The organism is Parazoarcus communis (genome assembly GCF_003111665.1).
In the GTDB taxonomy this organism is placed as follows: Bacteria; Pseudomonadota; Gammaproteobacteria; order Burkholderiales; family Rhodocyclaceae; genus Parazoarcus; species Parazoarcus communis_B.
Genome location: NZ_CP022188.1, coordinates 3,506,710 through 3,532,630 on the forward strand (window position 1 = coordinate 3,506,710; position 25,921 = coordinate 3,532,630).

The following is a 25,921-nucleotide window of genomic DNA, read 5'->3' on the forward strand; positions in this document are numbered from 1 at the left end:
GGCGGCGGTTATCAGAGGCAGTCGCGCTCAAGCAATCTCGCTTTCAGTCAGCTTCTCACTGGCATCGCAGATCATCGTGCGATACGTATGCCGCGCCACGCCAAAATCCGGCCCGGCGGCCTTTGCTCAGTGCATCCGATGCCTGAGCTGCGAGCCGGCCCTGCGCATGCAGTCGCCAAGGCGTTCGAGGATTGCCTTGCCGACAAGTGGTGAGCAGATCATGTTCATCCTGAGTGCGGCCGTGCTCTGCATGAAGGTGCCTGGCAGCGGGCGCATGCTTGCGGTCTGCGTCGCGGTGGCCGTTATGCCGTGGCAGGTGCGATCGGCGGGCCGCTGATTGCGCTCGACATGCGCACGCTGTATCTCAAGGGTCTGAACTTCTTTGGCTGCACCTGGCTGCCGCGTGAAGTGTTCGAGAACCTGGTCGGCTACATCGAGCGGGGCGAGATCCGTCCGCTCGTTTCCCGAATCTATCCGCTTGCAGACATCGTGCAGGCACAACAGGATTTCATGGACAAGAAGTTCGTCGGCAAACTGGTCCTGCTGCCGGCTGCATAGACCCGGAGCCCGAAAAAAAGCGGCCACAGTGTTCTCTGTGACCGCTTTTTTCGTTGACCTGCCGAGTGGGCTCAGCCCGGCGTCGGGATCAGTCCCAGCGACAGCCACGGGACGAAGGCGATCAGCAGCCAGGAGATCACCAGTCCGGTCATGTACATCACGGCGAATCGTACGAGCTGCGAGTACGGAATGCCGGTGACGCCACTTGCAACGAACAGGTTCAGTCCGAAAGGCGGCGTGATGAAGCCGATGGCCGCACCGACAAGGAAGATCACCGAGAAGTGAACCGGATCGACACCGGTAGCCACCGCGATCGGGGCCAGGATCGGGGCAAAGATCACCGTGACGGGCAGGCTCTCGAGAATGCAGCCCGCAGCGAGCACGATGCCCATGCACACCAGCAGCACGACGGTTTCACCGTTGCCGAACCAGGCCACGAATGCAGAGACCGTCTCTGCCGCACCGAGCAGTGCGAACACCTGCTGCATCACGATCGACACTGCGATCATCGGTGCCAGCATGCCCGTCAGCTGGCCTGAGCGCAGCAGGATGTCGGGCAGTGCTTTCCACTTGATCTCACGCGTCAGCAGCAGACCGGCAACGAGGCAGAAACCCACGGTGATCGCGGCCGCTTCGGTGGGCGAGAAGATGCCCGAGTAGATGCCGAAGATGACGATGAAGATCGCAAAGAAACCGAGGTAAGCCTGCCGTGCCGTGCGGAACACGCGCTTCATGTCGAGCGGCGTAACCGAGCCCCAGCCGTGCTTGCGACACATCCACCAGCACACCGCCTGCATCGCGATCACCATCAGCATGCCGGGCAGGATGCCGGCGACGAACAGGTCGGAGATCGACAGGTTCATCAGGAAGCCATACACGATGAAGATGATGGACGGCGGAATGATGATCCCGACCGTGCCGCCTGCTGCTGCAGTTGCGGCGGCAAACCGGCTGTCGTAGCCGTCGGCCTTGAGCAGCGGATGCATGATGCCGCCGATGGTCGCCGTGGTGGCCGAGTTCGAGCCTGAGATGGCCGCAAACAGCCCGCAGGAGCCGATTGTTGCCAGCCCCAGGCCGCCGCGCATCCAGCTCAGGCAGGCATGGGCGAAGTTGGCCAGGCGGGTGGCGATGCCGGCGGCGGCAATCAGGTCACCGGTGAGGATGAAGAGCGGCAGTGACAGCAGGCCGAAGAAGTTGAGCCCTTCGAACAGCGTGACGCCGATGTTGGCCAGCGTGAAATCGATCACCAGCGAGACACCGGTTACCCAGAGCGCGATGACGAGAAAGATCGGCACGCCGACCAGGAACAGGCCGGTAACGCCAAGCGATACGAGCGTGATAAGTATTGAGTTGTCCATGCTTGCTCCTCAGTCTCCGCCGACGGTCTGGATGTCGACCAGGAAGGGTTCGCGGCGGCGAAAGCGGCCGATGTCCTGCATGAGATTCTGCAGCGCCCGAATCATCAGGATTCCCCAGCCGACGGGCGTGGCGAGGTAGAACCACCATTGCATGACGTTGTCCGTGCCCTGCACGATGGCGAAGTTGTCATAGGCCAGCTGAGTCTGTTCGATGGTGAACCAGGCAACGATGGAGCCGAAACCGATCCACAGTATGGTGTCGAGCCACATCATTGCGAACTGCATGCCGTAAGGCATGCGCAGGCGAAAGTCGTTGAACACCAGGTGCGTGCGCTTCTTGACGTTATAGGCGCAACCAACCCACGCCACCCATAGGAACAGGTAGATGGGGATCGATGTGCTCCATGGAATCTGGGTGCTGAAAACGTAGCGTTCGAAGACCGCATACACGATGATCAGGGCCATGCTGGAGTATGCGATAAGGATGAGTGTGCGTTCGGCGTTGCGGTCCAGCCACCGAAGTAGCGCCATCAGGTACGACATGGGGATGTCTCCAAAAACATGACGGTGGGCGCCGACCCCGCGCGGAGCGGAGTCGGCCGTGTGCTCACTGAAGGCTTGTGCCAATCAGGCGTTCTGCCACCAGCGGCGTGCTTTCACGTCGGCTACCGCGGTGTTCTTCGGGATCTCGCGCGCGATGTCGAAGATTTCCTTGTACACGTCCTGACCACCCGACATCTTGGACAGACGCTCGCGCCACTCTTCCCACGGCTTGGGGTTGTACTCGGGCGAGCACATCTTTTCGGCCTTGAGAATCTCCGCATCGGAGAGCGTGGCCACACGCACCTTGTTCTTGCCGAACACGGTGTCGGGGCCGGGGTTGGGGGTAGCACCAACGACCTCGATAAGCGCCTTTTCCTGCTCGCGCTGGGTGTATTGCTGGGCGGCGAACGAGGTTTCCATCACCACATCCTGAAGGTTCGACGGCAGCTTTTCGAAGGTCTTGTTGTTCATTGCGGTGTGTTCGGTACCGCAGAAGAACTTCAGATCCACCGCTTGCGACAGCACGGGCGCCATGTTCGCATAGGCTGCTGCACCCATCCAGGTTTCTGCGCCATCGATCAGGCCTTGCTTGAGGCCGTCGAGGGTTTCTTCCCAGGAGATGGGCACCGGGTTGAGGTTCATCAGCTGCATCGCGATGCGCCCGAGCTGGGTGCCGGTGACGCGGTTCTTGGTGCCAGCGAGTTGGTCGATGCTGGTGATCAGCGGCGCGTCGGCGAACTTCTTGCCGAGCATGAGACCGCGCAGCTCGCAGTGGCTGTAAAGGAACTGGATGTTGTGACGCTTGCGCATCGGCTCGCGGAACAGCTTCTCGCTCTTCGGATGGTAGAGGAAGTAGTGCTGTGCGGCGCGCGACGGGAACATGTAGGCAAAGTCGAGCACGTTGTAATAGGGCGCTGCGCCAGCCGAGTTCTGCGTGCTGGCCGAGAACAGGTCGATGATGCCTTGCTGGGCCTTCTTGACGCAGTCGAGCTGGTTGCAGATGGCGTTGCTGCCGATGAACTCGACCTTCAGCGCGCCGTTGCTGCGCTTTTCGAGTTCCTGTGCGAACCACAGCTGACCCGATTCCTGGATCTTCAGGTTCTCTTCGTTAAAGCCCGAAGCACCGAACTTGAGCGTCATCAGCGGGGTGCTCGCGTTACGCGCGTCAGCCGTGGCGGCGGCCGCCTGCGCAACGCCTTCAAGGGTGAGCGGGCCAACGATGCCGGTCGCGGCAAGCACGGTTGACGTCAATCCGTAACGACCTGCGATGCGCAGGAATCCGCGACGATCAAGGGGTGTCTGATTGGCCATTTGAGTGTCTCCTCTGGGTGGCATGACGGGCTTTATTGCCCTTGTAAAAGTGGTGTGGCTGCTACGCTGGTTCAGCGTCTGTCGGCCTTGATCATGTCGGCCGCTTTTTCGGCAATCATGATCGTCGGGGCGTTGGTGTTGCCCGATACGAGTTCGGGCATGATCGAGGCATCGACCACGCGCAGTCCGTCGAGGCCGTGAACCTTCAGACGGTCGTCGACAACGGCGAGAGGGTCGTGCCCCATCTTGCAGGTGCCGGCGGGGTGGTAGATGGACTGGCTGTAGCGTCGTGCGGCATCGAGCAGTTCGGCATCGGTCTGGAACTGCTCGCCGGGGACAAACTCGGAAATGATGTGCGGCTTGAGCGAGGGGGCCTGTGCGATACGGCGGGCAACCTTGATGCCGCCGATCACGACCGGGTGGTCGCGCTCGTCCGACAGGTAATTGGGATGGATCGCCGGGTACTCGAGCGGGTCGTTGGACTTGATCTCGATGTGGCCGCGGCTGAATGGACGCAGCTGGCACACCGACGCGGTAAAGGCCGAGAAGGGGTGCGCACCTTCGCCCGGCTTGTCGGCGCTGAGCGGCTGCATGTGGAACTGGATGTCGGGGCGCTCTGCCTCGGGGCCCGAGCGGGTGAAGATGGTGACCTGGCTGGCGGCCAGCGTCAGCGGGCCGGTGCGTGACATCATGTATTGCATGCCAATCCACAGCTTGTGGATTGGGCTGTTCACTTCGTCGTTGAGGGTGCGCTCACGCGTCTTGAGTACCAGACGTACCTGGAGGTGATCCTGCAGGTTGCGGCCTACGCCGGGCAGTTCGTGATGAAGGGCAACGCCGGCCTTGTTCAGTACGTCGGCTGGGCCTACCCCCGAGTTCTGCAGGATCTGCGGCGAGCCGATCGCGCCTGCGGCGAGAATGACTTCAGCACGTGCGCGTGCCGTGCACAGTTTTCCGCCCTGCATGTATTCGATGCCTGCAGCGCGCTTGCCCTCGAACAGGATACGGGTGGTCTGGGCCCGGGTTTCGACGATCAGGTTCGGGCGCTTGCGTGCCGGACGCAGGAAGCCTTTCGCCGTGCTCCAGCGGAAGCCCTTGTGCGCGGTCTGCTGGAAGTAGCCTACGCCTTCCTGTTTGGCGCCGTTGTAGTCGTCGTTCAGCGGGATGCCGATATCCTGTGCGGCCGCGATGAAGTGGTCGGCAATCGGACGGCGGAGGCGAAGGTCGGAGACCTTCAGTGGGCCGCCTGCGCCGTGGTATTCGCTCGCGCCACGTTCCTGGTCTTCAGATTTCTTGAAGTAGGGCAGGACGTCCTTGAAGCTCCAGCCCTTGTTGCCGAGGGCTTCCCAGCGATCGTAATCCTCATGCTGGCCGCGTACATAGAGCAGGCCGTTCAGGGAGCTGGAGCCACCCAGTACCTTGCCCCGGGGCCATTGCAACTGGCGCCCGGCAAGGCCTTCGTCGGCCTCGGTGCGGTAGCACCAGTCATAGCGGGGGTCGTGCATGGTCTTGAAGTAACCAACCGGAATGTGAATCCAGGGGTTGTTGTCGGGGCCGCCTGCCTCAAGCAGCAGAACCTTGCTGCCCGAGTCCTCGCTCAGCCGGTTGGCGAGCACACAGCCCGCCGAACCTGCACCAACAACGATGTAATCCACTTCGTGGGCCATGAACGGTGTCTCCTGATTGCTCCGTTCGACATAGAGGGTTTCAACTCTAGGTGTCGAAGCCTGTTTTTGAAAGTGAAACGCTGCGTTTCATAAAAGCTGTATAGTGACTATTGATCGAGGCATAAGAAAAACCAAGACTAATCTGCACTGGAGGCAGAAAATGAAACAGAATCGCGTTCAAGCGGACCAGAATCGCACTGCAGCATTGCCTGATCCGGACGAATTCGATGAAACGCTGTCCGAACTCGACGGCGCCAATGAGGATGTGCGAAGACTGCGGCCACTCACCGTTCTGGAACTCCTCACCGAATCGACGCAACCGCTGACGCTGGCGCAACTTGCGGGCCTGATGCGCGTACCCAAGAGCACGCTGATGCGCTTGCTGCAGTCGATGGAGAAGCACGGTTACGTGCTGCACATGCCTGCCGAGAGAGGCTTCGTTACCGGGCCGCGTGCCAATACGCTGGCGCTGAAGACCCTGCGCGGAACCAACATGCGGCGGGCATGCAGGGCGGTGCTGCGCAACCTCGTTAACAAGCTCGGAGAAACCTGCAACCTGACGGTGCCGGACGCAGGCAGGGTGCTCTATGTCGAACGTGTAGAAACGAGCGAGCCGCTGCGCATGCACCTTCCCCTCGGGACCTGGGTGCCGATGCACTGCACGGCCAGCGGAAAGCTCTTTCTTGCGTCCATGACGCTGCTCGAGCGCCAGAGCATTCTGTCGCGCCAGGTGCTCGCCCGGCATTCGCCGCACACGATCATCGACCGCCAGGAACTGGAGGCCGAGCTGGCGAAGAACATGAAGCGCGGCGTCGGGGTCGACAACGAGGAGTTCGTGCGCGGAATGATCGCTGTGTCGGTTCCGGTTCACGGCCCGGACGGCAAGGTGGTTGCAGCGATTGCCTGTCATGCGCCGACGGCGCGCCTGTCGCTGGACAATCTGTTCGAGAATGTGCCGCAACTGAGGTCTGCTGCCACCGAGATGGGTGCCATCCTCTTTCCGGAAAGCTGATACCCCGGACCCCGGCACTGATCCATTCAGAATGCCAGCTCGGAGAGTGCCGACACCATCAGGCCTGCACCGATCAGGATCAGGATGCCGAAGGCAATGCGCCGCATCGTGACCTGTGCCAGCGGTGGCGGGTAGTGCCTGCCGGCCGCAGTGGCGAGTGCGACGAGCAGTGCCGCCACTGCAGACAGCATCCAGATCTCGCGCGTAAGTTCGCCGATTGCGCCGAGGTAGACGGTGCGGGTGCTTGAGGTGAAGGCGAACACCAGCAGCAGCATGTGGCGCACGACAGCCAGATCCATCGGCTGGCGATAGAAGTGGAAGATCGCGGGGGGGCCGGCCATGCCGAAGAGACCGCCGAACAGGCCGGAGAACAGTCCGCAGACGAAGAAGCCGCGGTCCGGCGAGCGTTCCGCGTGTTGCGTCGGGCGCAGTGCGAACACCACACCGCTGTAGGTGATGACCGCGCCGAGCAGGAGTTTCAGAATGATAGATGCGGCGCTGTTCAGGTAGTTGAGCAGCAGAACGCCGGCCACGATCGACGGGATGACGCCGAGCAGCACCGCTCTTGCCGCCCGCCAGTCAACAAGGTGCATGCGCCCTGGCAGCGCCACGGCGCTGTTGACCAGGGTGATCAGGCTGACGACCGCGGCCACGACCGGTACCGGTGCGAGCTCGAATCCACTCGTCGCACCCATCACGATCATCCCTAGACCGAAACCGGTCACGGTCTGGATATATGTCGCAATCGCAATCACAAACATGAGTGCGGTGAGGTGTTCGATACTCATTGTTTGTCCGCCCAGTTAGGTCAGACGCCCGGCGCGATCCGGATGGGGCCGGTCCGGGCGTTCGGTGCCAGCGCCTTATGCGGCAGCCGCCGACTTTGCTGTCAGTGCCTGCACCACGGTGACCGCGATGACGTGAAAGACGTCTTCTGCGCTGCAGCCGCGCGAGAGGTCGTTGGCGGGTTTGGCCAGTCCTTGCAGCAGAGGGCCGATGGCGACCGCACCCCCTACGCGCTCGGCCAGCTTGTAGCCGATGTTGCCGGCTTCGAGGTTGGGGAAGATCAGGACGTTGGCCTTGCCCTTGACCTGGGATGCCGGCAGCTTGCGGTTGGCGATCTCGGCGACGATGGCGGCATCGAGCTGCACATCTTCGTCGATGGCCAGCCCGGGGCGCTGTGTCTTCACCAGGCGCGACGCCTCGACCACCTTGTCTACCGCGGCGTGGCGGGCGCTGCCGCTGGTGGAGAAGGACAGCATCGCAACCCGCGGTTCTTCCATCAGCAGGTTGCGTGCGCTGTCCGCTGCGGCCATGGCGATCTCGGACAGTTCGGTTGCGTTCGGATCGACGACCAGACCGCAGTCGGAGAAGATCAGTCCGCCCTTGAGCGTATGAAAGGGCTCGCACAGCATCATCAGGAAGAAGCTGGACACGAGCTTGAATGACGGGTTCACGCCGATCACCTGGATCGCATTGCGCACGACATCCGCGGTGGTGCGGACTGCGCCCGATACGGTGCCGTCGGCGTAGCCGGTGCGTACCAGCAGGTTGGCACAGACCAGCGGGTCGCGTGCAGCAGTCTCTGCCTGCTCGGCGGTCATGCCTTTCTTGCTGCGCAACTCGAACAGGGTGCGGGCGAGCGCTGCCTGATTGGGGGCGTCGGCCGGGTTGTGAAACTCGATGCCGTCGAGCGGCAGTCCGTGCTCGGCTGCCAATGCGGTGCTGCGGGTGCGATCCCCGACCAGAATGATCCGGGCAATGCCTTCTCGGGTTGCACGTACGGCAGCCTCGAGTACGCGGGCGTCGTCACCTTCGGACAATGCAATCCGCGCGGGCGCGCTTTGCGCCTGCTCAATGATTCGGTTGAGCGCTTTCATCAGTCTCGTTCCTCACGAAGTCCGGCTGTGGGAGGTGCAGAAAAAAATGCGCCGGAAACCCTGGTTAAGGGGGACCAGGACTTCCGGCGAAAAACTCAATCCAAGGAGGGATGGGTCTGGATTGAGCGGTGCAGACAGGGTGCAGCAACAGAGACGATTGCCTGAGGGGTCAGCAATCGCCTCTGCATTTGCTCAGCAGGTCAGACGTAGTCCTTGTACTTGTCGAGGTGACGCACGGGCTTGGACAGTGCATCGCGGCGGAAGGGGTCGCCGAGCTCACGGGTGCACATGATCTCGATGATGGTGGTCTTGCCTTCGTTCATCTGCATGTCGATGGCCTTCTTCAGCGCGGGGCCGACATCCTCGATTTTGTCGACGGTGATGCCCTCGGCGCCCATGGCGCGGGCGATCTCGGCGAAGGACTGGTTGTCGAGCTCACCGGCGACGAAGCGACGGTTGTAGAAATCGACCTGGTTCTTCTTCTCCGCACCCCACTGACGGTTGTGGAACACCACCGCGGTGACCGGGATGTTGTGACGCACGCAAGTCATGGTTTCCATCAGGCTCATGCCCCAGGCACCGTCGCCGGCGTAGGACACGGCCGGACGATGGGGCGCGGCGACCTTGGCACCGATGATGGTGGGGAAGGCGTAGCCGCAGTTGCCGAAGCTCATCGCAGCGAAGAAGGAACGCGGCTTCTCGAAGCGCAGGTAGCTGTTGGCCACCGAGTTGATGTTGCCGATGTCGGTCGACACCATCACGTCCTCGGGCATCGCCTTCTCGAGCTCACGCAGCACCTGACGCGGATGCAGATAGTCGCCACCCTGGAAGGTCTTCTCCTTCGCGTTCTCCTCGATCATGTCGAGGCTGAAGGCATCCTTCTCGTGCGTCCACTCGTCGAGCTCCTTCTCCCACGCCGCCTTCTCATCGGCGATCTTCTGCGCACGCGCGGCCTTGTCGGCATCGCACGCCAGGGTCTTGCCTTCCAGACGACGGGTCAGCGCCACGGCGGCCGCCTTCGCATCGCCGCAGATCCCCACCGAGATCTTCTTCACCAGGCCGAGCATCTTGTTGTCGGCGTCGATCTGAATGATCTTCGCGTTCTTGGGCCAGTAGTCCATGCCGTGCTGGGGCAGGGTGCCGAAGGGGCCCAGACGCGAACCCAGCGCCACCACCACGTCGGCCTGCGCCATCAGCTTCATCGCCGCCTTCGAACCCTGGTAGCCCAGCGGGCCGCACCACAGCGGATGGCTCGCGGGGAAGGAATCGTTGTGCAGGTAGCTATTGACCACCGGTGCGCCCAGGCGCTCGGCCAGCGCCTTGCACTCCTCGACCGCATCGGCCATCACCACGCCACCGCCGGAGATGATCACCGGGAACTTGGCCGTGGCCAAGAGCGCAGCGGCCTCGTCCAGCGAGTGCTCGCCACCGGCGCCACGGTCCAGACGGGCGGGCTTCGGAATCTCGCAGGTAATGTCGCCGTAGAAATAGTCACGCGGAATGTTCAGCTGGGTCGGGCCCATCTCGCTCATGGCGCGATCGAAACAGCGCCCGGTGTACTCGGCCATGCGCGCCGGGTGGGTCACGTGGCCCTGGTACTTGGTGAACTCCTGGAACATCGGCAACTGGTTGCACTCCTGGAAACCACCCAGCCCCATGCCCATGGTGCCCGTCTCCGGGGTCACGATCACCACCGGGCTGTGGGCCCAGAAGGCGGCGCCGATCGCGGTCACGCAGTTGGAGATGCCGGGGCCGTTCTGGCCGATCACCACGCCGTGGCGACCCGAGACGCGGGAGAAGCCATCGGCCATGTGGCCGGCGCCCTGCTCATGCACCACCGGGATCAGGCGGATGCCGGCCGGCGCGAAGATATCCATCGCATCCATGAAGGCCGAGCCCATGATGCCGAACATGTCGGTCACGCCGTTCGAGACCAGGGTCTCGACGAAGGCCTCGGAAGGGGTCATGCGGGTGGGACCGACGGGCACGGACCGGTTGGCTTGGCTGTTCTGATCGCTCATGATGCGCTGTCTCCTGTTAGGGATGGTTTTATATCGAAACCGGTACGAAGAGTTCCGATAAGTGAGATTGAGACGAACTTTAGGCTGGCGAGAGATGGGAGTCAACGACAAATTTCAAAAAACGATACGACTTGTATCGGAAAAAGAAACTGAACTATGATGGAACGGCCATGAACGACACCACACACACGCCACATCAGAGCGCCACGCAGCCGGAGATCGCCCGCATCGACGGGGATACGCCGACGCTGCGCCTGTTTGCGCTGCTCGAAGTGATCGCGCAGAAGAACCAGTTCTTCTCGCTGCAATCGCTGGTGGAAGAGACGGGGCTCCCGAAGCCGACGCTGCACCGGATGCTGCAGCAGCTCGAGAGCGCGGGGATGCTGCAACGGGACGGCGACGGGCGTCACTACAGTACGGGGATGCGGCTGCGGCGCATGGCCGAGCAGCTGCTGTTGAACAACACGGTGCACGGCGCGCGACGCGCGGTGCTGCGCCAGCTGGTCGATGAAGTGGGCGAGAGCTGCAACCTCACCGCGCTGTCGGGCAGCGAAGTGCTGTATCTGGACCGGGTGGAGACGCCGGCGCCGCTGCGCTTTTACCTGCACCCAGGCTCACGGGTGCCGGCGCACTGTTCGGCCAGCGGGAAGCTGTTTCTGGGGCAGATGAGCCCGAGCCAGCGCAAGCGCCTGCTCGAACACACGCCGCTGGAGAAATACACCGCGCGCACGCTGACCACGTTCGAGGCGCTCGACGCGGAGGTGGAGCGGGTGAGCCGGGACGGGTACGCGTTTGACGACGAAGAGTTCCTGCCGGGGCTGTTCTGTCTGGCGGTGCTGGTGCCGAACCCGAACGGGCGCTCGAACACGGGGATCGCGATCCAGGCGCCGGTGATGCGGCTGAGCCACGACAAGGTGCTCAAGCTGCTGCCCGCGCTGCAGCGGGCGGCACAGGCCATGGCAAAGATCGAGGCCGATGCCATGCCGGAGAGCAGTCAGAGCAGCGCCTGAGAGCGGTGCCCGAGAATAGCGCCCGAGAGCAGCGCCTGAGTCCGGGGTTGTGCAGGGACTGCAGCCAAGGCGCCCACAACAAGCGGAGATGCATGATGAGAGTTGCGGTGCTGGGGGCCGGTGTGGTCGGCGTTGCGTCGGCCTGGTATCTGGCGCGAGCCGGATTCGAGGTGACGGTGATCGACCGCCAGCCGGACACCGGACTGGAAACGAGCTTCGCCAACGGCGGCCAGATTGCGGTGTCTCACGCCGAACCGTGGGCGAACCCGTCTACGCCGCTGAAAGCCCTGTCCTGGCTCGGCCGCGAAGATGCGCCCTTGCTCTTTCGTCTGCGCGCCGATCCGGCCTTGCTTGGCTGGACGCTGCGCTTCCTGCGCGAGTGCCTGCCGGGGCGCACGCGGCAGAACATCCGCCACATTCTGAATCTGGCCTCGTACAGCCGCCAGTGCCTCGGTAGCCTGCGGCGCGAACTTGCGGGTGAAGGCGGGCTGCACTACGACCATCTGGAGCGCGGGATTCTGCATTTCTATACCGATCCTGCCGAGTATCGGGCGGCGGTACATGCGGCTGGCATCATGCGTGAGTTCGGTTGCGACCGAAAACTGCTGAGCGTGGACGAATGCATTGCGCTCGAACCGGCGCTGGCTTCAAGTTCGTCCGCGCTCGTTGGTGGCGATTACACCCGTGAGGACGAGTCGGGCGATGCCCATGCCTTTACCCGGCAACTGGCAGCGCATTGTCGGCGGATCGGTGTGCGTTTCATGCTCGGCGACGGGGTCCGGGCGCTTGAGCGCAAAGACGAACGCGTATCCGCGGTGCTCACCGACACCGGTGAACGCATCGAGGTCGACGCCTGTGTGGTCGCGCTGGGGAGCTACAGCCCGCTCGTGCTGCGCCCGCTCGGACTGCGTATTCCGGTGTATCCCGCCAAGGGCTATTCAGCAACGCTGGCCCTGGCGCCCGATTCCGTCGCGCCTACCGTCAGTCTCACCGACGACGGCCACAAACTGGTGTTCTCCCGTCTGGGCAATCGCCTGCGGGTCGCGGGTACAGCGGAATTCAACGGCTACGACCTGTCGCTCAATCCTGCACGAAGCAATGCCTTGCTCGCGCGCACCCGCAGTCTTTTCCCCGATCTGCGCGAGACCCGCGAACCCGAACTGTGGTGCGGGCTGCGTCCGGTCACACCGTCCAGTGTGCCGCTGATCGGGCGCACGGCGCTGCCCAATCTCTGGCTCAACACCGGGCACGGCACGCTGGGCTGGACCATGGCCTGTGGCTCGGGCGCGGCGCTGGCTGATCTGCTGAGCTCACGGGCGCCAGGCCTGGCGTTCCCGTTTGTCGGGCAGGATGGCAGCGCCCGCGAAACGGCCGGAGAACTGTCGATCCAGCGCTGAGCGCAGGTCCGGTGGCCCGGCGGGAACGGGGTCATTCGGCTGCGGGCGCATCCCCCTGGGCCGGGAACAGCACGTCGGTATAGCCAAAACGGCTGAAATCACGAACCCGCATCGGGTACAGGGTGCCGATCAGATGGTCGCACTCGTGCTGGACAACCCGCGCATGAAACCCGTCCACGCAGCGGTCGAGCGGTGTGCCGTCGGCATCGAAGCCCTGGTAGCGCAGGCGGCGAAAACGCGGCACGACGCCGCGCAGGCCCGGCACCGACAGGCAGCCCTCCCAGTCCTCATCTTCTTCTGCGCCGAGCGGCGTGAGCACGGGATTGATCAGGATGGTGGGCGGAACAGCCGGTGCATCGGGATAGCGCGCGCTGCGCTCGAAACCGAAAATCACCAGCTGCAATCCGACGCCGATCTGGGGCGCTGCGAGGCCGACGCCACCGGCCGCGGCCATGGTGTCGAACATGTCGGCAATCAGGGTGTTCAGCTCGCGTGTGCCGAAGGCCTTCACTGGCGCGGCGGGCTGGAGCAGGCGTGGGTCGCCCATTTTCAGGATGCTGCGGACGGTCATGGCGGTTTACTCGTGGTGGCGGTTATTCGTCATGGTGTGCGGGTTTTAGGATGGCTCATCGTTTCGAGTTCGCGTGCTTCGCCCGCGCTCAGGCTGCGACCCGGCAGCGGGATCAGGCCGGGGACCCTGGCCTGATACCGTGCATAGGCTTCGCCATGAAAGCGGCGCAGCTTTCGTTCCTCGAACAGCGATCCGATCCAGAGGTAGAGCGATATGAACACGGTGCTCAGCAGTCGCGCCTCGTCCATGTCGCGGGTCCAGAGAATGACAAGTCCGAGTGCGTACCACGGATGGCGGACGTAGCGGTGCAGCGGCGAGAGGCGAAAGCCACCGAGATCCTCCACGGCATGTTCGCGGCTGCGCCATTGCGCGAGACCGGTGAAGCTGCCCATGTCGTAATAGCGGCTCGAGATCGCGAAGCCGGCAAGCGCAGCCAGCGCGAGTGCGTTGGCCAGCCAGGCGTAGATGCCGGTCCATGCCCACAGCAGGGAGCCGGACCAGCTGGTGGTGAGCCATAGCGGCGGGACCAGCAGTACGATGCCGAGCAGGTTGAACAGAATGCGGTAGGACGGCATCAGCGTGGGCGCATGACGCGCCACCAGGGCCTTGAAGCCAAGCGCGGCAAGCAGCGAGTGGATGGCGCCATAGACGATCCAGCTCAGGCTCAGAATGATGATCTGCAGCGGGTCCAGGTGCATCGGGAAGTAATCGTCCTGTTTCCGGGCCGGTTTTTAGGTCGCAACGTGTGAGCCGGGCTCACAGAGGCGGGGTGCCGTGCTCACTATAACGCGCTGTCTCGGCTTGCAGCCACAGGCGGAACTCGGTGAGCGCCACGCGCTCTGCCTTGCGTTCGGGCACGATCAGATAATAGGCGCGTTCGCTGCGCGCGCTGTGCGGGCAGGGCATGATCAGCTCGCCAGCATCCAGTTCCTGCCGGATCAGGAAGGGCGGGATCAGCGCCACGCCGAGCTGGTGAATCGCGGCCTGCGCCAGCATCGAAAACAGCTCCAGTCGCGGTCCGCTCATGTCCTGCTCGACCCGCATGCCGAGCGACTCGAACCAGTGGCGCCAGCCGTAGGGGCGCGTGGTCTGCTGCAGCAGGGGCAGGGTGGAGATCTCCGCCGCGCTCATCACCCGCTTCACGCCTTTCAGCTTGGGGCTGCACACCGGCACCGGATTCTCGTGCATCAGAAAGTGGGCCTCGGTACCCGGCCATCCGGCGTCGCCAAAGTAGATTGCGGCGTCAAACTCAGTTTCGTCGAAGAGGAAGGGGCGCGTGCGTGTGCTCATGTTGACGGTACTGTCGGGGTGGCGGGCGAGGAAGTCCGGCAGCCGCGGCAGGAGCCAGCGTGTGGCAAAGGTCGGCACCACCGCAAGCTCCAGCTTGGCGCCGCGTCCGTGGTGCGACATCACCGACAGCGTGTCGCGTTCGACCGCGTCGAGCCGGGCCGAAATCTGCCGGCTGTAACTCTCTCCGGCCTCGGTCAGACGCACGCCGCGTCGCGTGCGGCGGAACAGGCTGACGCCGAGGAAGTCTTCCAGAGATGCAATCTGACGGCAAACTGCACTTTGTGTCAGGGCCAGTTCATCGGCCGCGAGGGTAAAGCTTTCGTGCCGTGCCGAGGCGTCAAACGCTAGCAAGGCGGCGGTGCTGGGGATTTTTCTGCGCATGGGCGATCTCTTTCCGGCTTCCCGTGTTGAACCCGAGCCGGAATTACGGAATGAGTAAAACGCACAGCTTACTTCGAAATAGTCGTTTGCCGACAGCGTCCGGGAAGCCTAGTATCAATTCACCGGGCGGGGCAGACGATGCTGCCGCCAATAAACCACCAAGATTCGTTCAAGGAGATCCACATGGCTGCAGGCAAAACCGCGTTCGACTGGGCTGACCCCTTCTTTCTGGATGGTCAGCTGACCGAAACCGAACGTCTGGTGCGCGACGCTGCGCGTGCCTACTGCCAGGAAAAGCTGCTGCCGCGTGTGCAGGAAGCCTTCCGCCACGAGAAGACCGACCGCGAGATCTTCAACGAGATGGGCGAACTTGGCCTGCTCGGGCCGACCATCCCGGAAGAGTACGGTGGCGCCGGCATGAACTACGTGTGCTACGGCCTGATCGCGCGTGAAGTTGAGCGTGTGGATTCCGGCTACCGCTCGATGATGAGCGTGCAGAGCTCGCTGGTGATGGTGCCGATCAACGAATTCGGCAACGAAGCCACCAAGAAGAAATACCTGCCCAAGCTCGCCACCGGCGAATGGGTGGGCTGTTTCGGTCTGACCGAACCCAACCACGGCTCGGACCCCGGCAGCATGGTCACCCGTGCGCGCAAGGTCGACGGCGGTTACAGCCTGTCGGGCTCCAAGATGTGGATCACCAACAGCCCGATCGCTGATGTGTTCGTGGTGTGGGCCAAGGACGACGAAGGCCAGATCCGCGGCTTCGTGCTGGAGAAGGGCTGGAAGGGTCTGTCCGCACCCGCGATCCACGGCAAGGTTGGCCTGCGTGCCTCGATCACCGGCGAAATCGTGATGGACGAAGTGTTCTGCCCGGAGGAAAACGCCTTCCCGACGGTGCGCGGCCTGAAAGGCCCCTTCACCTGCCTGAACTCGGCCCGTTACGGCATCGCCTGGGGCGCGCTCGGTGCGGCGGAAGCCTGCTACGAAACCGCGCGTCAATACACGATGGACCGCAATCAGTTCGGTCGTCCGCTTGCCGCGAACCAGCTGGTGCAGAAGAAGCTCGCCGACATGCTCACCGAGATCACGCTGGGGCTGCAGAGCTGCCTGCGTGTTGGCCATCTGAAAGACGAAGGCAACGCGGCGGTCGAGATCACGTCGATCATCAAACGCAACAGTTGCGGCAAGTCGCTGGACATCGCCCGCATGGCGCGCGACATGCTCGGCGGCAACGGCATTTCGGACGAGTTCTGCGTGGCACGCCACCTGGTGAACCTGGAAGTGGTGAACACCTACGAAGGCACGCACGACGTGCATGCGCTGATCCTCGGCCGCGCCATCACCGGCATCGCTGCGTTCAGCAACTGATATGGGCGCCCTCTCGCACATTCGCGTTCTCGATCTGTCGCGCATTCTGGCCGGCCCCTGGGCCGGGCAGATGCTGGCAGACCTGGGAGCAGACGTGATCAAGGTCGAGCGTCCGGGTGCGGGTGACGATACCCGCAGCTGGGGGCCGCCGTACCTCAAGGATGAGGCCGGCGAGAACACGTCGGTGGCGGCCTACTACCTGTGCGCCAACCGCAACAAGCGCTCGATCACCATCGACATCACCTGTGCCGAGGGTCAGGCGCTGGTGAAAAAGTTGGCGGCCGAGTCCGATGTGGTGATCGAGAACTTCAAGCTTGGCGGGCTGGCCCAGTACGGGCTGGACTACGCCTCGCTGAAGGTGGTAAATCCGCGTCTGGTGTATTGCTCAATCACCGGCTTCGGTCAGGATGGACCCTACGCACCGCGTGCGGGGTACGACTTCCTGATCCAGGGCCTGGGTGGTCTGATGAGCCTCACCGGGCATCCGGATGGCGAAGAGGGTGGTGGTCCGATGAAGGTCGGTGTGGCGCTGACCGATATCCTTACCGGGCTGTACGCGACCAACGCGATCCAGGCAGCGCTGGCCTGGCGCGAGCGCAGCGGTGAAGGCCAGTTCATCGACATGGCCTTGCTTGACGTGCAGGTGGCCTGCCTTGCCAATCAGGCAATGAACTACCTGACCACCGGTCAGAATCCGAAACGTCTTGGCAATGCGCATCCGAACATCGTGCCCTATCAGGATTTTCCCACTGCGGATGGCTACATGATTCTCGCCATCGGCAATGACGGACAGTTTGCCCGTTTCTGCGCCGAGGCCGGTCAGCCCGAGCTTGCCGCCGATGCGCGATATGCAAGCAACAGGGCGCGCGTCGAGAACCGGGCGAGCCTGATTCCTGCCCTCAAACGGCTGACCATCGAGCGCAGCACCGCAGACTGGATTGCAGCACTCGAGGCAAAAGCGGTACCCTGCGGGCCGATCAACACCCTTGCGGACGTGTTTGCCGATCCTCAGGTGCAGGCACGCGGACTCAAGGTCGATATGCCGCATCCGGTCGCTGGATCAGTGGCGCTGGTGGCAAATCCGATGCGTTTTTCGGCGACGCCGGTCGAGTATCGCTCGGCACCGCCCGCACTCGGTGAGCATACTGGGCAGATCCTGCAGGAGACGCTCGGACTGGCCAGCGCAGAAATCGACAGTTTGCGCAGGGCCGGCGTCATCTGACATCGACCGCAAAGGTCTTGCTGATCGTCGCTTATCACGGTCGCCTGGCGCAACGGGACAACCCTGTCTGCGCCAGGCTGTTTTGTACGAAGACCTGTTCAACAAGAACGATGGAGATTGAGTATGAAGATTCTGGTCCCGGTCAAACGCGTTGTTGATTACAACGTAAAGGTCCGCGTCAAGGCGGACGGTAGCGGTGTGGACATCGCCAACGTCAAGATGAGCATGAACCCGTTCGACGAGATCGCGGTTGAAGAGGCGGTGCGTCTGAAAGAAGCCGGCGTGGCCACCGAAGTGGTGGTGGTGTCGTGCGGCGTGACGGCATGTCAGGAAACAGTGCGCGCTGCGATGGCCATTGGTGCGGACCGCGGCATTCTGGTCGAGACCGATGTCGAGTTGCAGCCGCTGGCCGTGGCCAAGCTGCTCAAGGCCGTGTGCGACAAGGAAGGCCCGACGCTGGTGATCTGCGGCAAGCAGGCGATCGACGACGACGCCAACCAGACCGGTCAGATGCTGGCGGCGCTCAATGGCTGGCCGCAGGCCACGTTTGCCTCCAAGCTGACGCTGGCCGACGGCAAGGCCAACGTGATGCGGGAAATCGACGGCGGCCTGGAGACCCTGGCGATCTCGCTGCCGGCGGTGGTGACCACCGACCTGCGCCTGAACGAGCCGCGCTACGCCACGCTGCCCAACATCATGAAGGCCAAGAAGAAGCCGCTCGAGACGGTGAAGCCGGCCGACCTCGGCGTGGATGTGGCCCCGCGCCTCACCACGCTCAAGGTCTCCGAGCCGCCCAAGCGCAGCGCCGGTGTGCGCGTGGCCGACGTGGCCCAGCTGGTCGAGAAACTCAAGAACGAAGCGAAGGTGATCTGACATGTCCATTCTTGTAATTGCCGAACACGACAATCAGGCCATCAAGGCAGCCACCCTCAACACCGTCACCGCCGCCGCAGCGCTTGGCAGCGACGTGCACGTGCTGGTCGCCGGCAGTGCCTGCGGTGCAGCGGCCGAAGCCGCGGCGAAGATCGCGGGTGTGGCCAAGGTGCTGGTGGCCGACGCCGCCCACCTTGAAGCACAGACCGCCGAGAACGTTGCCGAACTGGTGAAGGGTCTGGCCTCGGGCTACAGCCACATCCTGGTGCCGGCCAGCAGCGCGGGCAAGAACATGCTGCCGCGCGTGGCGGCACAGCTGGACGTGGCCCAGATCAGCGACATCGTCGCCATCGAAGATGCCGACACCTTCGTGCGCCCGATCTACGCCGGCAACGCGCTGGCCACGGTCAAGAGTGCGGACGCGATCAAGCTCATCACGGTACGCACCACCGCGTTTGAAGCGGCGGGCGAGGGCGGTGCTGCCGCCATCGAAGCCGTTACCGCGCCGGCCGACCTCGGACTGGCCACGCTGGTGAGCCGCGAGATCGTCAAGAGCGCCCGCCCCGAACTGGGCGCGGCCAAGATCATCGTCTCCGGTGGTCGCGGTGTGGGCAGCGGCGAGAACTACCACGCCATGCTCGAGCCGCTGGCCGACAAGCTCGGTGCCGCCCTCGGCGCCAGCCGTGCCGCGGTCGACGCCGGTTACGTGCCCAACGACTACCAGGTCGGTCAGACCGGTAAGATCGTCGCCCCGCAGCTCTACATCGCGGTGGGCATCTCGGGTGCGATCCAGCACCTGGCCGGGATGAAGGACTCCAAGGTGATCGTGGCGATCAACAAGGATCCGGAAGCGCCGATCTTCCAGGTTGCCGATTACGGTCTGGTGGGCGATCTGTTCAGCGTCATTCCTGAGCTGACGAACGCCGTTTAAGACGCTTCAACCCCCTTCGGCGGGCAAGCCTCCCTCCCTCTCCCGCTTGCTCGCTGTGTTGCGCGTCGGCCCTGACCGGTTTCCGGTCGGCGCCGACGCGTTTTTTTTCTGTTGAATCGGTGCGCGTTTGCAAAAGGATCATGGTCGTCGCCGTTGCACAGGACGCATGACCGATGCTCTCAAAATGTCGGAAAATCTTACACAAGGTATTCCGGCATGTTTAAGGATCGATTCATCTATCTGAAATATATTGTTTTAAATATTTGGTTCGAATATTGCTTGCGTCGGGCTGTCGGTTCCAGCGGGTCTTTCACCATATTGAAAGGGAATGCGCAATCATGCTCCGTCGCCTTGTCGCAGCCGTTGTACTCATGTCAGCGTTTCAGGCACCTGTCCTTGCCGCTTACTCCTCCATGTATGTGTTCGGCGACAGCCTCGCCGACAGTGGCAACTTCTGGCGACTTGCCGGCGGTGTATGGCCACCTTCGCCCCCATATGCGCAACAGTTTTCAAACGGGCCGGTTGCGCCCCAGTATCTCGCGGCCCGGTTGGGTGTCCCGCTTCTGCCGTCGTCCATGGGCGGGACAAATTATGCTGTGGGAGGCGCGACGACGGGTGCGCTGAATTACGGTTATGAAACGCGGGGGGCTTTGCCCCTGCCGAGCACACTGGAAATGACAGGTGTTCAGAAACAGATCGAGGCTTTTGCTGCTAGCGGAACAGTCTTTGATCGAGACAGTTCCCTGTTCATGCTCTGGGCGGGCGCAAACGATATTTTTCTCGCCCTTGGGACCGGAGGGGATCCGCTCGGCGCGGCTTCGAACGCCGTATCCAATTTGATTGGATCGGTCGGGGCATTGGCTTCGATCGGGGTGCGCAACCTCCTGGTTCCGAATATGCCCAATCTTGGAGAGACGCCATTTGGTCTGGCGCTGCCGGAGGGTGATCGTCTTGCACTGAGTGCGCTCTCTGCCGGATTCAACCAGGCGCTTGCGGCGGCCTTGGGCAGCGTACGTACGGCAATTCTCCCCAGTGTTCCCGACTTCAATCTTGTTGAGTTCGACACTGCACAGCTATTGCACGACGTGATCGAGGACCCCGCGAAGTTCGGACTTCTTAACGCGACGGAGCCGTGCTTCGATCCAAACGATCCGACCAATCTGGGGAACGTTATTGCAGGATGCCCCGGATTCCTTTTCTTTGACCCTGTCCACCCGACGACTGCAGCTCACCAGATTCTCGGGGCCAGATTCCATGCAGCCGTCCCTGAGCCCGGGACGCTGTTCTTGATCACGATTGCGATGCTTTCATTGGCGCTGGCGCGTGTTCGCCGCACGCAATGCCGATGCTGAGGCGAGACCTCGTCGGTTGATCGAAACCTTATCTCCAGGGGCGGGCGTTGGGAAGATTTCATCCTTCGCGCTGTTTGCTTTACGTGACCTGACCTGACCGGGAAGGTTTTCCCCGCGCCATCCTGCTGTGGATCTCCACAGGCGCGCGGCTGAGTGCTTTAACGCTAAAGTTATGTCCCACGTGGTCGTTAGCAGACTACGCGAAAAATAACAGAGCACTCAGGAGACCAGATTATGCAGTTCCTCTTTGCGCCGGCCGTGCGCATGATGAACAGTTTGCGCTTTGCGACGCGCTTCATCCTCATCGGCGCCGCCGGGGGGATTCTCATTGCCGGTTTGATGTTCCAGTTCCTGCAGTCAGTTGGCGAAAGGCTGCGGACGACCGAGGCGGAGCAAACGGGCGTTTCGCATGTCGTTGCCCTGCGCGAGACCAGCCAGCTGCTGGATCAGCATCTGCTGGCTTCATCCCTGTTTTCTCTCGGTGAGTCCGCCTCGGAGAAGGACGCAGCAGCCTTGCGCGAACGCATCGGCGTCGCGCTTTCGGCCGCGCGCAAAACCGGACTTGAAGGTGCAGGGCCGGATCTTGAGCAAGCATGGCTGGCGCTCGAAAAAGAGTGGGATGTTTTCAACTCGGTGATCGGTGCTTCGTCGACACCGGAGATCCGCGAACTGCACCAGCGTTTCGGTGACCGACTGGCGGCGCAGGCGCGCTTGATCGCCGATCATGCCGGTTTGCCGCTCGACCCCGAGGTCGATACGAATTACCTGTACGACACCCTGGTCAATCGTCTGCCGCAACTCTTCGAAGCGCTTGGACAGATCCGGCTCAAGGCTTCGAGCATTGCCAGCATTCAGATGATCGATGCTGCCGATATCGGGCGCCTGGAACGCCTGACTGCCGATGCCATTGCGCAGCTCGCCCGCATTCGTGAGAACACGGAGAAGATCGGCAAGGCAGCTCCCGCGTACAAGCCGGCACTGGACAAGGGCCTGGACGATATCCAGGCGGGTCTCGACCGCATGAGACGTGTGATCGACGGGAGCCTCGTCAATGTCGCCGACATCAACATCCCGGTGGCAGATGTCCTGAGCAAGACCGATGCGCCCCGTCTGGCCGCGGCCGAGCTCGAGAAAACCGTTATTGCTGCCCTCACGGAGCGGCTTGCGGAACGGGCCAGTGCGCTCTCGGATCAACGTACGGTCAACCTGGGTCTGGTTGCATTAGGGCTTGCGCTTGCCGGATATCTGTCGATGGGGTCGTATCTCAGCCTGCAACAGGGGACCGCGCACCTGCTCGAAGGTGGGCGGCGCCTCGCAGACGGCGAGCTTGCCTATCGCATCGACGTGGGCAGCCGGGACGAGTTTGCGGACATCGCAGACAGCTTCAACCGCATGGCAGCGTCCTTCGGCGAAGTGATCAATACGCTGAAATCGAGCGCCGACAATCTGAGCAGGACGGCGGGCGCAATGAATGAGGCGACGCGTCAGGTTGCCGGCGGTTCGGCCGAGCAAAGTCGCCTGACCCAGGAAACGGCGAGCTCGGCCAACGCGATGTCGGACAGCATTGGCGAGGTTGCAAGCAACGCCGGCGAGGTGGACCAGATTGCGCGCGACGGACGCACCAAAACCGACGAGGGCTACAAGGGGCTGACCCGGATGCAGGGCGAGATCGGCATCGTACGCACGGCGGTGGAACAGATTACGTCGTCGGTTTCGGAGTTCGTGCGCACCACGCTCGAGATTCGCGGCATGACGGGTCAGGTTCGCGACATCGCCGAACAGACCAATCTGCTCGCGCTCAACGCTGCAATCGAGGCCGCACGTGCCGGAGAACAGGGGCGGGGATTTGCGGTGGTGGCCGACGAGGTACGCAAGCTGGCGGAGAAGTCGGCCAGCTCCGCGAGCGAGATCGACCGTCTGACTCAGGCGATCAACAGCCGGTCCAACGATGTCAGCGGTGCCATCCGCCGCGGGCAGGAGTCTCTGGCCGCCAGCGAGGGATTCCTGCAAGCCGTTTCGAGCCAGCTCTCGTCGGCGAGCGAGTCGGTTGCGAAGACGTCGGAAGGTGTGGATCTGATCACCGCAGCGATGCGTACCCAGGCCGAGTCGGTGCGCAGCATCAGCGGCTATGTCGCACGGATTGCCGACATGGCCGGGCAGAACGACGCCGCAGTGGCCAGTGCGGCCAGCGAGGCCGAGCGCCTGGAGCGGATGTCGGCCGAGCTGCGTAACCTGATCGCGCGCTTCAGGGTCTGAAGCAGGCTCAGCCTTGCGCGCTCAGCCCAGATCGAGGGCCATTGCCAGGTAGTCGAAGAATACGCTGTAGAGCACGATTGGCAGTGGCAGCCCCGCCAGCAGTCCAAGCACGTAGTGACGCAGGCCCACGCCGGACAGCGCGAGCGCGTAGTTCAGCGCGGGTGCGGTCTGGAACAGGGTGCGCAGCAGGAACTGGCTGCGGATCGGTTGTTCATCGAGACGCGTCAGCAGGCTTCGTGCGAGACGATTGTCGATTTCGCGCAGGGCGTTGCCGCCCACCCACCGGATCAGCACGAAAATGAAAGAGCAGGAAAGGACGGCTGCGACATAGGTAACGGCCGCACCCCAGATCTGGCCAAGCGACAGCACTGCGGCAGCGAGAAAAATCCAGCCCGGAATCTGAATCAGGTTGCCGAGCGCAAAGAGCAGCACGAAGGTTGCGGTGCCAGTGATGAGGTGGTTTTCGAATTGTGCGCGGATGACATCCAGCCCGAAGTGTTCGCGAGTGCCGGTGATGTGCACCACCAGCAGTATCGTGGCGGTGAAGCTCAGCACGGCGAGCAGGCGGGCATGGCGTTTCAGCCATTGCATTGCGCCGTGAGTATGTGTGACCAGTGTGTGGGGTTCGGGAAGCGGTGCGCTGCCACGGCTGTTCATTTCGTCACCGCTCAGTCATCTGCCGAGGCATTATCACCGATTCGCCTTTGGCAACAGCGCTGATCAGTCCCTCGCTCAGCCAGCGTTGCAACCAGGGGCCAATGAAGCCGGCCGCATCCGGATGGTGTTCGGCGAGCATGCTGCAACTCATCGCAAAGCCATTGCCTGTGAGCAACATGTCGAGCATGAAGTGCTCGGCTGCAGACAGCGAGCGGAAGCTGCTCTGTTTGTCATTGCGCCAGAACAGACAGGGCAATGCCTGTGGCAGGGCGCGGGCGGGTGGCGGTGTGAGCTGCTGGTCGAGGGCATGCCACACCTCGATCGTGTTCCACGCAAATGTGGCAAGCGCAGTGCCGGGCGTGAAAATGAATTTCGCGTGCTCCCAGTCAGTGTCAGAGAGTTGCGTCAGCGCGTCGGGCTGCAGGCGCGGGCGGTCGGGCGCATCGAAAGCCTCATGCAGCAGCCAGTCCATCCGCGCAAGCTCGCTTACTTCGGGATCAGCCTGCATGGAGGCCGCAAGGCAGCCCGGAAAGGTGTGTCCATAGTCGCGCAGGTTCGGGCTGTGCGACGGTGTCTGCTCGATGTAGCGTTCCGCTTCCCGCCCGAACTCATCGTCGCCGAGGTACATCCAGGTACGTTCGAACACCGTACCGAGTGCATCACGCAGCCGTGCGCGATAGGCTCGATGATAGACGTCGAGCCTTGCATCCCGTGCGAGGCCGAAACTGCCGTCGAGCAGGGGCAGCACCGGCGTCGTGTCCTTGCCGGTGTCGAGGATGTAGGCCTTCAGCCGGGCCTGGGTTTCCGCAAGGCTCATGTCGGACATGGCGCAGCCTCCGGCCAGCCTTCACTCGGCTTGCTGGCGCATGCGGCCGCAAGGCCGCGGACGTGGGCGAGTTCCATCAGCAAGTCTTCAAGCGGGGGAATATTGTCGTCGCGTTCGATCATGCTGCTGACCGGACCAAATCGTCGCCATGCGGCTGCATAGAGGTCGAACACGGGGTCGATGATCGCTGCGTCATGCGTGTCGATGATGAAACCGTCGACATTCGAGTGTCCGGCAAGATGAATCTGCTGCACGCGGTGGGCAGGCACCCCGTTGATGAAGTGCATGGGATCGAAGCCGTGATTCACGCTGCTGACGTAAATGTTGTTCACGTCGAGCAGGAGATGGCAGTCTGCCTCGTCGGCGATAGCCGTGAGAAACGCCCACTCGCTCATCGATGAGTCTGCATAGCTGAGATAGCTGGACACGTTCTCGATCACAAGCCGGCGTTCGAGAATGTCCTGCACCTGCCGGATGCGCGTCACGACGTGCCGGACGGCCTCTTCGGTGTAGGGCAGGGGGTAGAGGTCGTGAAGGTTGACGCCGTGCGCCCCCGTCCAGCACAGATGATCGGAGATCCATGCAGGTTCGATGCGTCCTGCGAGGGCTTTGAGATCGTCTAGATACTGCCGGTTCAAGGGCTCTACCGAGCCGATCGACATTGATACGCCGTGCATCACGAGCGGATAGTCACGGCGGATGGCGTCGAGCATGGCAAGCGGCTTTCCGCCCTGCACCATGTAGTTCTCGGAGATGATCTCCAGCCAATCGACGTCCTGCGCAGCGCTGAGAAACTCGGCGTAATGCGCCGGACGCAAGCCCAGCCCGAAACCCAGCGCGCGGATGCGCTGGTCTGTCTGCGCGGCGGGCTGCTGCTGTGTGCTCATTTCCTGATCACCTGTGGGTTCGCGGCAAGGTGTCGGGCGCCAGGGGGCGTGTCATCATCCCCTGACCCCCGATTGGGCTTTACTTGATGTCGCCAATCGTGCCCTTGGCGTCCAGGCACTCTGCGGCCTTCATGCCCTTGAAACCGTGCCCCTTGCACGAGTTCATGCCCTTGCAATCGTTCTGGGCCGTCTTGCAGTCTGCCTGGCCCTTGCATGCGTTGATGCCGTAGCAATGTACGCTGTCGTTTGCAGCGACCGCTGCACCGCTCGAGCCTGCCGGTGCGTCGGCGGCAAATGCCACGCTGGAGGCGGCAAAGGCTGCAGCCATGGCTGCCATGCGGGCGCCGTTGATCATGTTGGACATTAGTGTCTCCTCGGTATCGTTTGAATGGTGACGGGCCCCGGAACGAATCATTTCCTGCCTGAAATCGGCCGGGCACTGATTGGTCGACAGTCGGGGTCGAAACCTTACGGGCGATACCGAAAAAAACGCCACAGCGCGCTCGGGTTGCTCCCGCCAACGCGCTGATCGCACGACATACATACA

Annotated in this window: 25 protein-coding genes; 10 read left to right on the forward strand and 15 right to left on the reverse strand. The window is 62.7% G+C overall.

Annotated elements, in window-relative coordinates:
• Window positions 1–126: 126 nt before the first annotated feature.
• A complete protein-coding gene (locus CEW87_RS22485; protein WP_159098194.1) occupies window positions 127–276 on the reverse strand; it encodes a hypothetical protein in 150 nt (49 codons plus the stop codon).
• A 33-nt stretch (window positions 277–309) separates the two neighbouring features.
• Between CEW87_RS22485 and CEW87_RS16015 the strand changes: the two genes are divergently transcribed.
• Window positions 310–558, forward strand: a complete 249-nt coding sequence (locus CEW87_RS16015) for a zinc-binding dehydrogenase (protein WP_199917035.1) — start codon at window positions 310–312, stop codon at window positions 556–558.
• Between the two features lie 71 nt (window positions 559–629).
• Here CEW87_RS16015 and CEW87_RS16020 read toward each other — a convergent pair whose 3' ends face one another.
• The 4 genes from CEW87_RS16020 to CEW87_RS16035 form a co-directional block, all read right to left on the reverse strand.
• Complete coding sequence (locus tag CEW87_RS16020; RefSeq protein WP_108974588.1) at window positions 630–1,916, reverse strand: TRAP transporter large permease; 1,287 nt, start codon at window positions 1,914–1,916, stop codon at window positions 630–632.
• A gap of 9 nt (window positions 1,917–1,925) precedes the next feature.
• Window positions 1,926–2,459 (reverse strand): TRAP transporter small permease, encoded by a 534-nt coding sequence (locus CEW87_RS16025; RefSeq protein ID WP_108974590.1) that lies wholly within the window; start codon window positions 2,457–2,459, stop codon window positions 1,926–1,928.
• A gap of 84 nt (window positions 2,460–2,543) precedes the next feature.
• On the reverse strand, window positions 2,544–3,770 hold the full coding sequence (locus CEW87_RS16030) for a TRAP transporter substrate-binding protein (protein WP_108974592.1): 1,227 nt from the start codon (window positions 3,768–3,770) through the stop codon (window positions 2,544–2,546).
• Between the two features lie 71 nt (window positions 3,771–3,841).
• The gene (locus CEW87_RS16035) at window positions 3,842–5,437 is read right to left on the reverse strand and encodes a GMC family oxidoreductase (RefSeq protein WP_108974594.1); all 1,596 of its coding nucleotides are present in this window, start codon (window positions 5,435–5,437) and stop codon (window positions 3,842–3,844) included.
• A 160-nt stretch (window positions 5,438–5,597) separates the two neighbouring features.
• On the opposite strand from CEW87_RS16035, the gene CEW87_RS16040 reads away from it, so the two are divergent.
• Window positions 5,598–6,449 (forward strand): IclR family transcriptional regulator, encoded by an 852-nt coding sequence (locus tag CEW87_RS16040; RefSeq protein ID WP_108974596.1) that lies wholly within the window; start codon window positions 5,598–5,600, stop codon window positions 6,447–6,449.
• A gap of 26 nt (window positions 6,450–6,475) precedes the next feature.
• Here CEW87_RS16040 and CEW87_RS16045 read toward each other — a convergent pair whose 3' ends face one another.
• The 3 genes from CEW87_RS16045 to xsc all read right to left on the reverse strand — a co-directional run bounded on the left by CEW87_RS16045 (window position 6,476) and on the right by xsc (window position 10,350).
• Complete coding sequence (locus CEW87_RS16045) at window positions 6,476–7,237, reverse strand: sulfite exporter TauE/SafE family protein (RefSeq protein WP_108974598.1); 762 nt, start codon at window positions 7,235–7,237, stop codon at window positions 6,476–6,478.
• A 75-nt stretch (window positions 7,238–7,312) separates the two neighbouring features.
• Window positions 7,313–8,329 carry a phosphate acetyltransferase gene (gene pta / locus CEW87_RS16050; RefSeq protein ID WP_108974600.1) on the reverse strand — a complete coding sequence of 339 codons (1,017 nt, stop codon included), beginning with the start codon at window positions 8,327–8,329 and terminating at the stop codon, window positions 7,313–7,315.
• A gap of 200 nt (window positions 8,330–8,529) precedes the next feature.
• Window positions 8,530–10,350: a sulfoacetaldehyde acetyltransferase gene (gene xsc / locus CEW87_RS16055; protein WP_108974558.1), complete on the reverse strand. Its 1,821-nt coding sequence runs from the start codon at window positions 10,348–10,350 to the stop codon at window positions 8,530–8,532.
• Window positions 10,351–10,520: 170 nt separating this feature from the next.
• Between xsc and CEW87_RS16060 the strand changes: the two genes are divergently transcribed.
• Both CEW87_RS16060 and CEW87_RS16065 read left to right on the forward strand, forming a co-directional pair.
• The gene (locus CEW87_RS16060) at window positions 10,521–11,360 is read left to right on the forward strand and encodes an IclR family transcriptional regulator (RefSeq protein WP_108974602.1); all 840 of its coding nucleotides are present in this window, start codon (window positions 10,521–10,523) and stop codon (window positions 11,358–11,360) included.
• Window positions 11,361–11,455: 95 nt separating this feature from the next.
• Entirely contained in the window at window positions 11,456–12,757 is a 1,302-nt protein-coding gene (locus tag CEW87_RS16065) for a D-amino acid dehydrogenase (protein ID WP_108974604.1), read from the forward strand.
• 31 nt (window positions 12,758–12,788) lie between these two features.
• Here the strand turns inward: CEW87_RS16065 and def are convergent, their stop codons facing one another.
• The 3 genes from def to CEW87_RS16080 are packed head-to-tail and all read right to left on the reverse strand — an operon-like array spanning window position 12,789 to window position 14,999.
• Entirely contained in the window at window positions 12,789–13,328 is a 540-nt protein-coding gene (def, locus tag CEW87_RS16070; protein WP_108974606.1) for a peptide deformylase, read from the reverse strand.
• Window positions 13,329–13,357: 29 nt separating this feature from the next.
• A complete protein-coding gene (locus CEW87_RS16075; RefSeq protein ID WP_108974608.1) occupies window positions 13,358–14,026 on the reverse strand; it encodes a methyltransferase family protein in 669 nt (222 codons plus the stop codon).
• 58 nt (window positions 14,027–14,084) lie between these two features.
• Window positions 14,085–14,999: a LysR family transcriptional regulator gene (locus tag CEW87_RS16080; protein ID WP_108974610.1), complete on the reverse strand. Its 915-nt coding sequence runs from the start codon at window positions 14,997–14,999 to the stop codon at window positions 14,085–14,087.
• Between the two features lie 183 nt (window positions 15,000–15,182).
• Between CEW87_RS16080 and CEW87_RS16085 the strand changes: the two genes are divergently transcribed.
• The 6 genes from CEW87_RS16085 (at window position 15,183) to CEW87_RS16110 (ending at window position 23,004) form a co-directional block, all read left to right on the forward strand.
• Window positions 15,183–16,370, forward strand: coding sequence for an acyl-CoA dehydrogenase (locus CEW87_RS16085; protein ID WP_108974612.1), 1,188 nt, complete (start codon window positions 15,183–15,185; stop codon window positions 16,368–16,370).
• Window position 16,371: 1 nt separating this feature from the next.
• On the forward strand, window positions 16,372–17,592 hold the full coding sequence (locus CEW87_RS16090; protein ID WP_108974614.1) for a CaiB/BaiF CoA transferase family protein: 1,221 nt from the start codon (window positions 16,372–16,374) through the stop codon (window positions 17,590–17,592).
• A 123-nt stretch (window positions 17,593–17,715) separates the two neighbouring features.
• Window positions 17,716–18,465, forward strand: coding sequence for an electron transfer flavoprotein subunit beta/FixA family protein (locus tag CEW87_RS16095; RefSeq protein ID WP_108974363.1), 750 nt, complete (start codon window positions 17,716–17,718; stop codon window positions 18,463–18,465).
• 1 nt (window position 18,466) lies between these two features.
• Window positions 18,467–19,396, forward strand: a complete 930-nt coding sequence (locus CEW87_RS16100; protein WP_108974616.1) for an electron transfer flavoprotein subunit alpha/FixB family protein — start codon at window positions 18,467–18,469, stop codon at window positions 19,394–19,396.
• Between the two features lie 338 nt (window positions 19,397–19,734).
• Window positions 19,735–20,748 (forward strand): SGNH/GDSL hydrolase family protein, encoded by a 1,014-nt coding sequence (locus CEW87_RS16105; protein WP_234421552.1) that lies wholly within the window; start codon window positions 19,735–19,737, stop codon window positions 20,746–20,748.
• A gap of 234 nt (window positions 20,749–20,982) precedes the next feature.
• Window positions 20,983–23,004, forward strand: a complete 2,022-nt coding sequence (locus tag CEW87_RS16110) for a methyl-accepting chemotaxis protein (protein ID WP_108974618.1) — start codon at window positions 20,983–20,985, stop codon at window positions 23,002–23,004.
• A gap of 21 nt (window positions 23,005–23,025) precedes the next feature.
• Here the strand turns inward: CEW87_RS16110 and CEW87_RS16115 are convergent, their stop codons facing one another.
• The 4 genes from CEW87_RS16115 to CEW87_RS16130 form a co-directional block, all read right to left on the reverse strand.
• Window positions 23,026–23,661 (reverse strand): VTT domain-containing protein, encoded by a 636-nt coding sequence (locus tag CEW87_RS16115; RefSeq protein WP_234421553.1) that lies wholly within the window; start codon window positions 23,659–23,661, stop codon window positions 23,026–23,028.
• 4 nt (window positions 23,662–23,665) lie between these two features.
• A complete protein-coding gene (locus CEW87_RS16120; RefSeq protein WP_108974620.1) occupies window positions 23,666–24,487 on the reverse strand; it encodes a DNA-binding domain-containing protein in 822 nt (273 codons plus the stop codon).
• Window positions 24,475–25,374: a DUF692 domain-containing protein gene (locus CEW87_RS16125; protein ID WP_108974622.1), complete on the reverse strand. Its 900-nt coding sequence runs from the start codon at window positions 25,372–25,374 to the stop codon at window positions 24,475–24,477. The genes CEW87_RS16120 and CEW87_RS16125 overlap by 13 nt, the downstream gene beginning before the upstream one ends.
• 79 nt (window positions 25,375–25,453) lie before the next feature.
• Window positions 25,454–25,738 carry a hypothetical protein gene (locus CEW87_RS16130; protein WP_108974624.1) on the reverse strand — a complete coding sequence of 95 codons (285 nt, stop codon included), beginning with the start codon at window positions 25,736–25,738 and terminating at the stop codon, window positions 25,454–25,456.
• Between the last annotated feature and the right edge of the window lie 183 nt (window positions 25,739–25,921).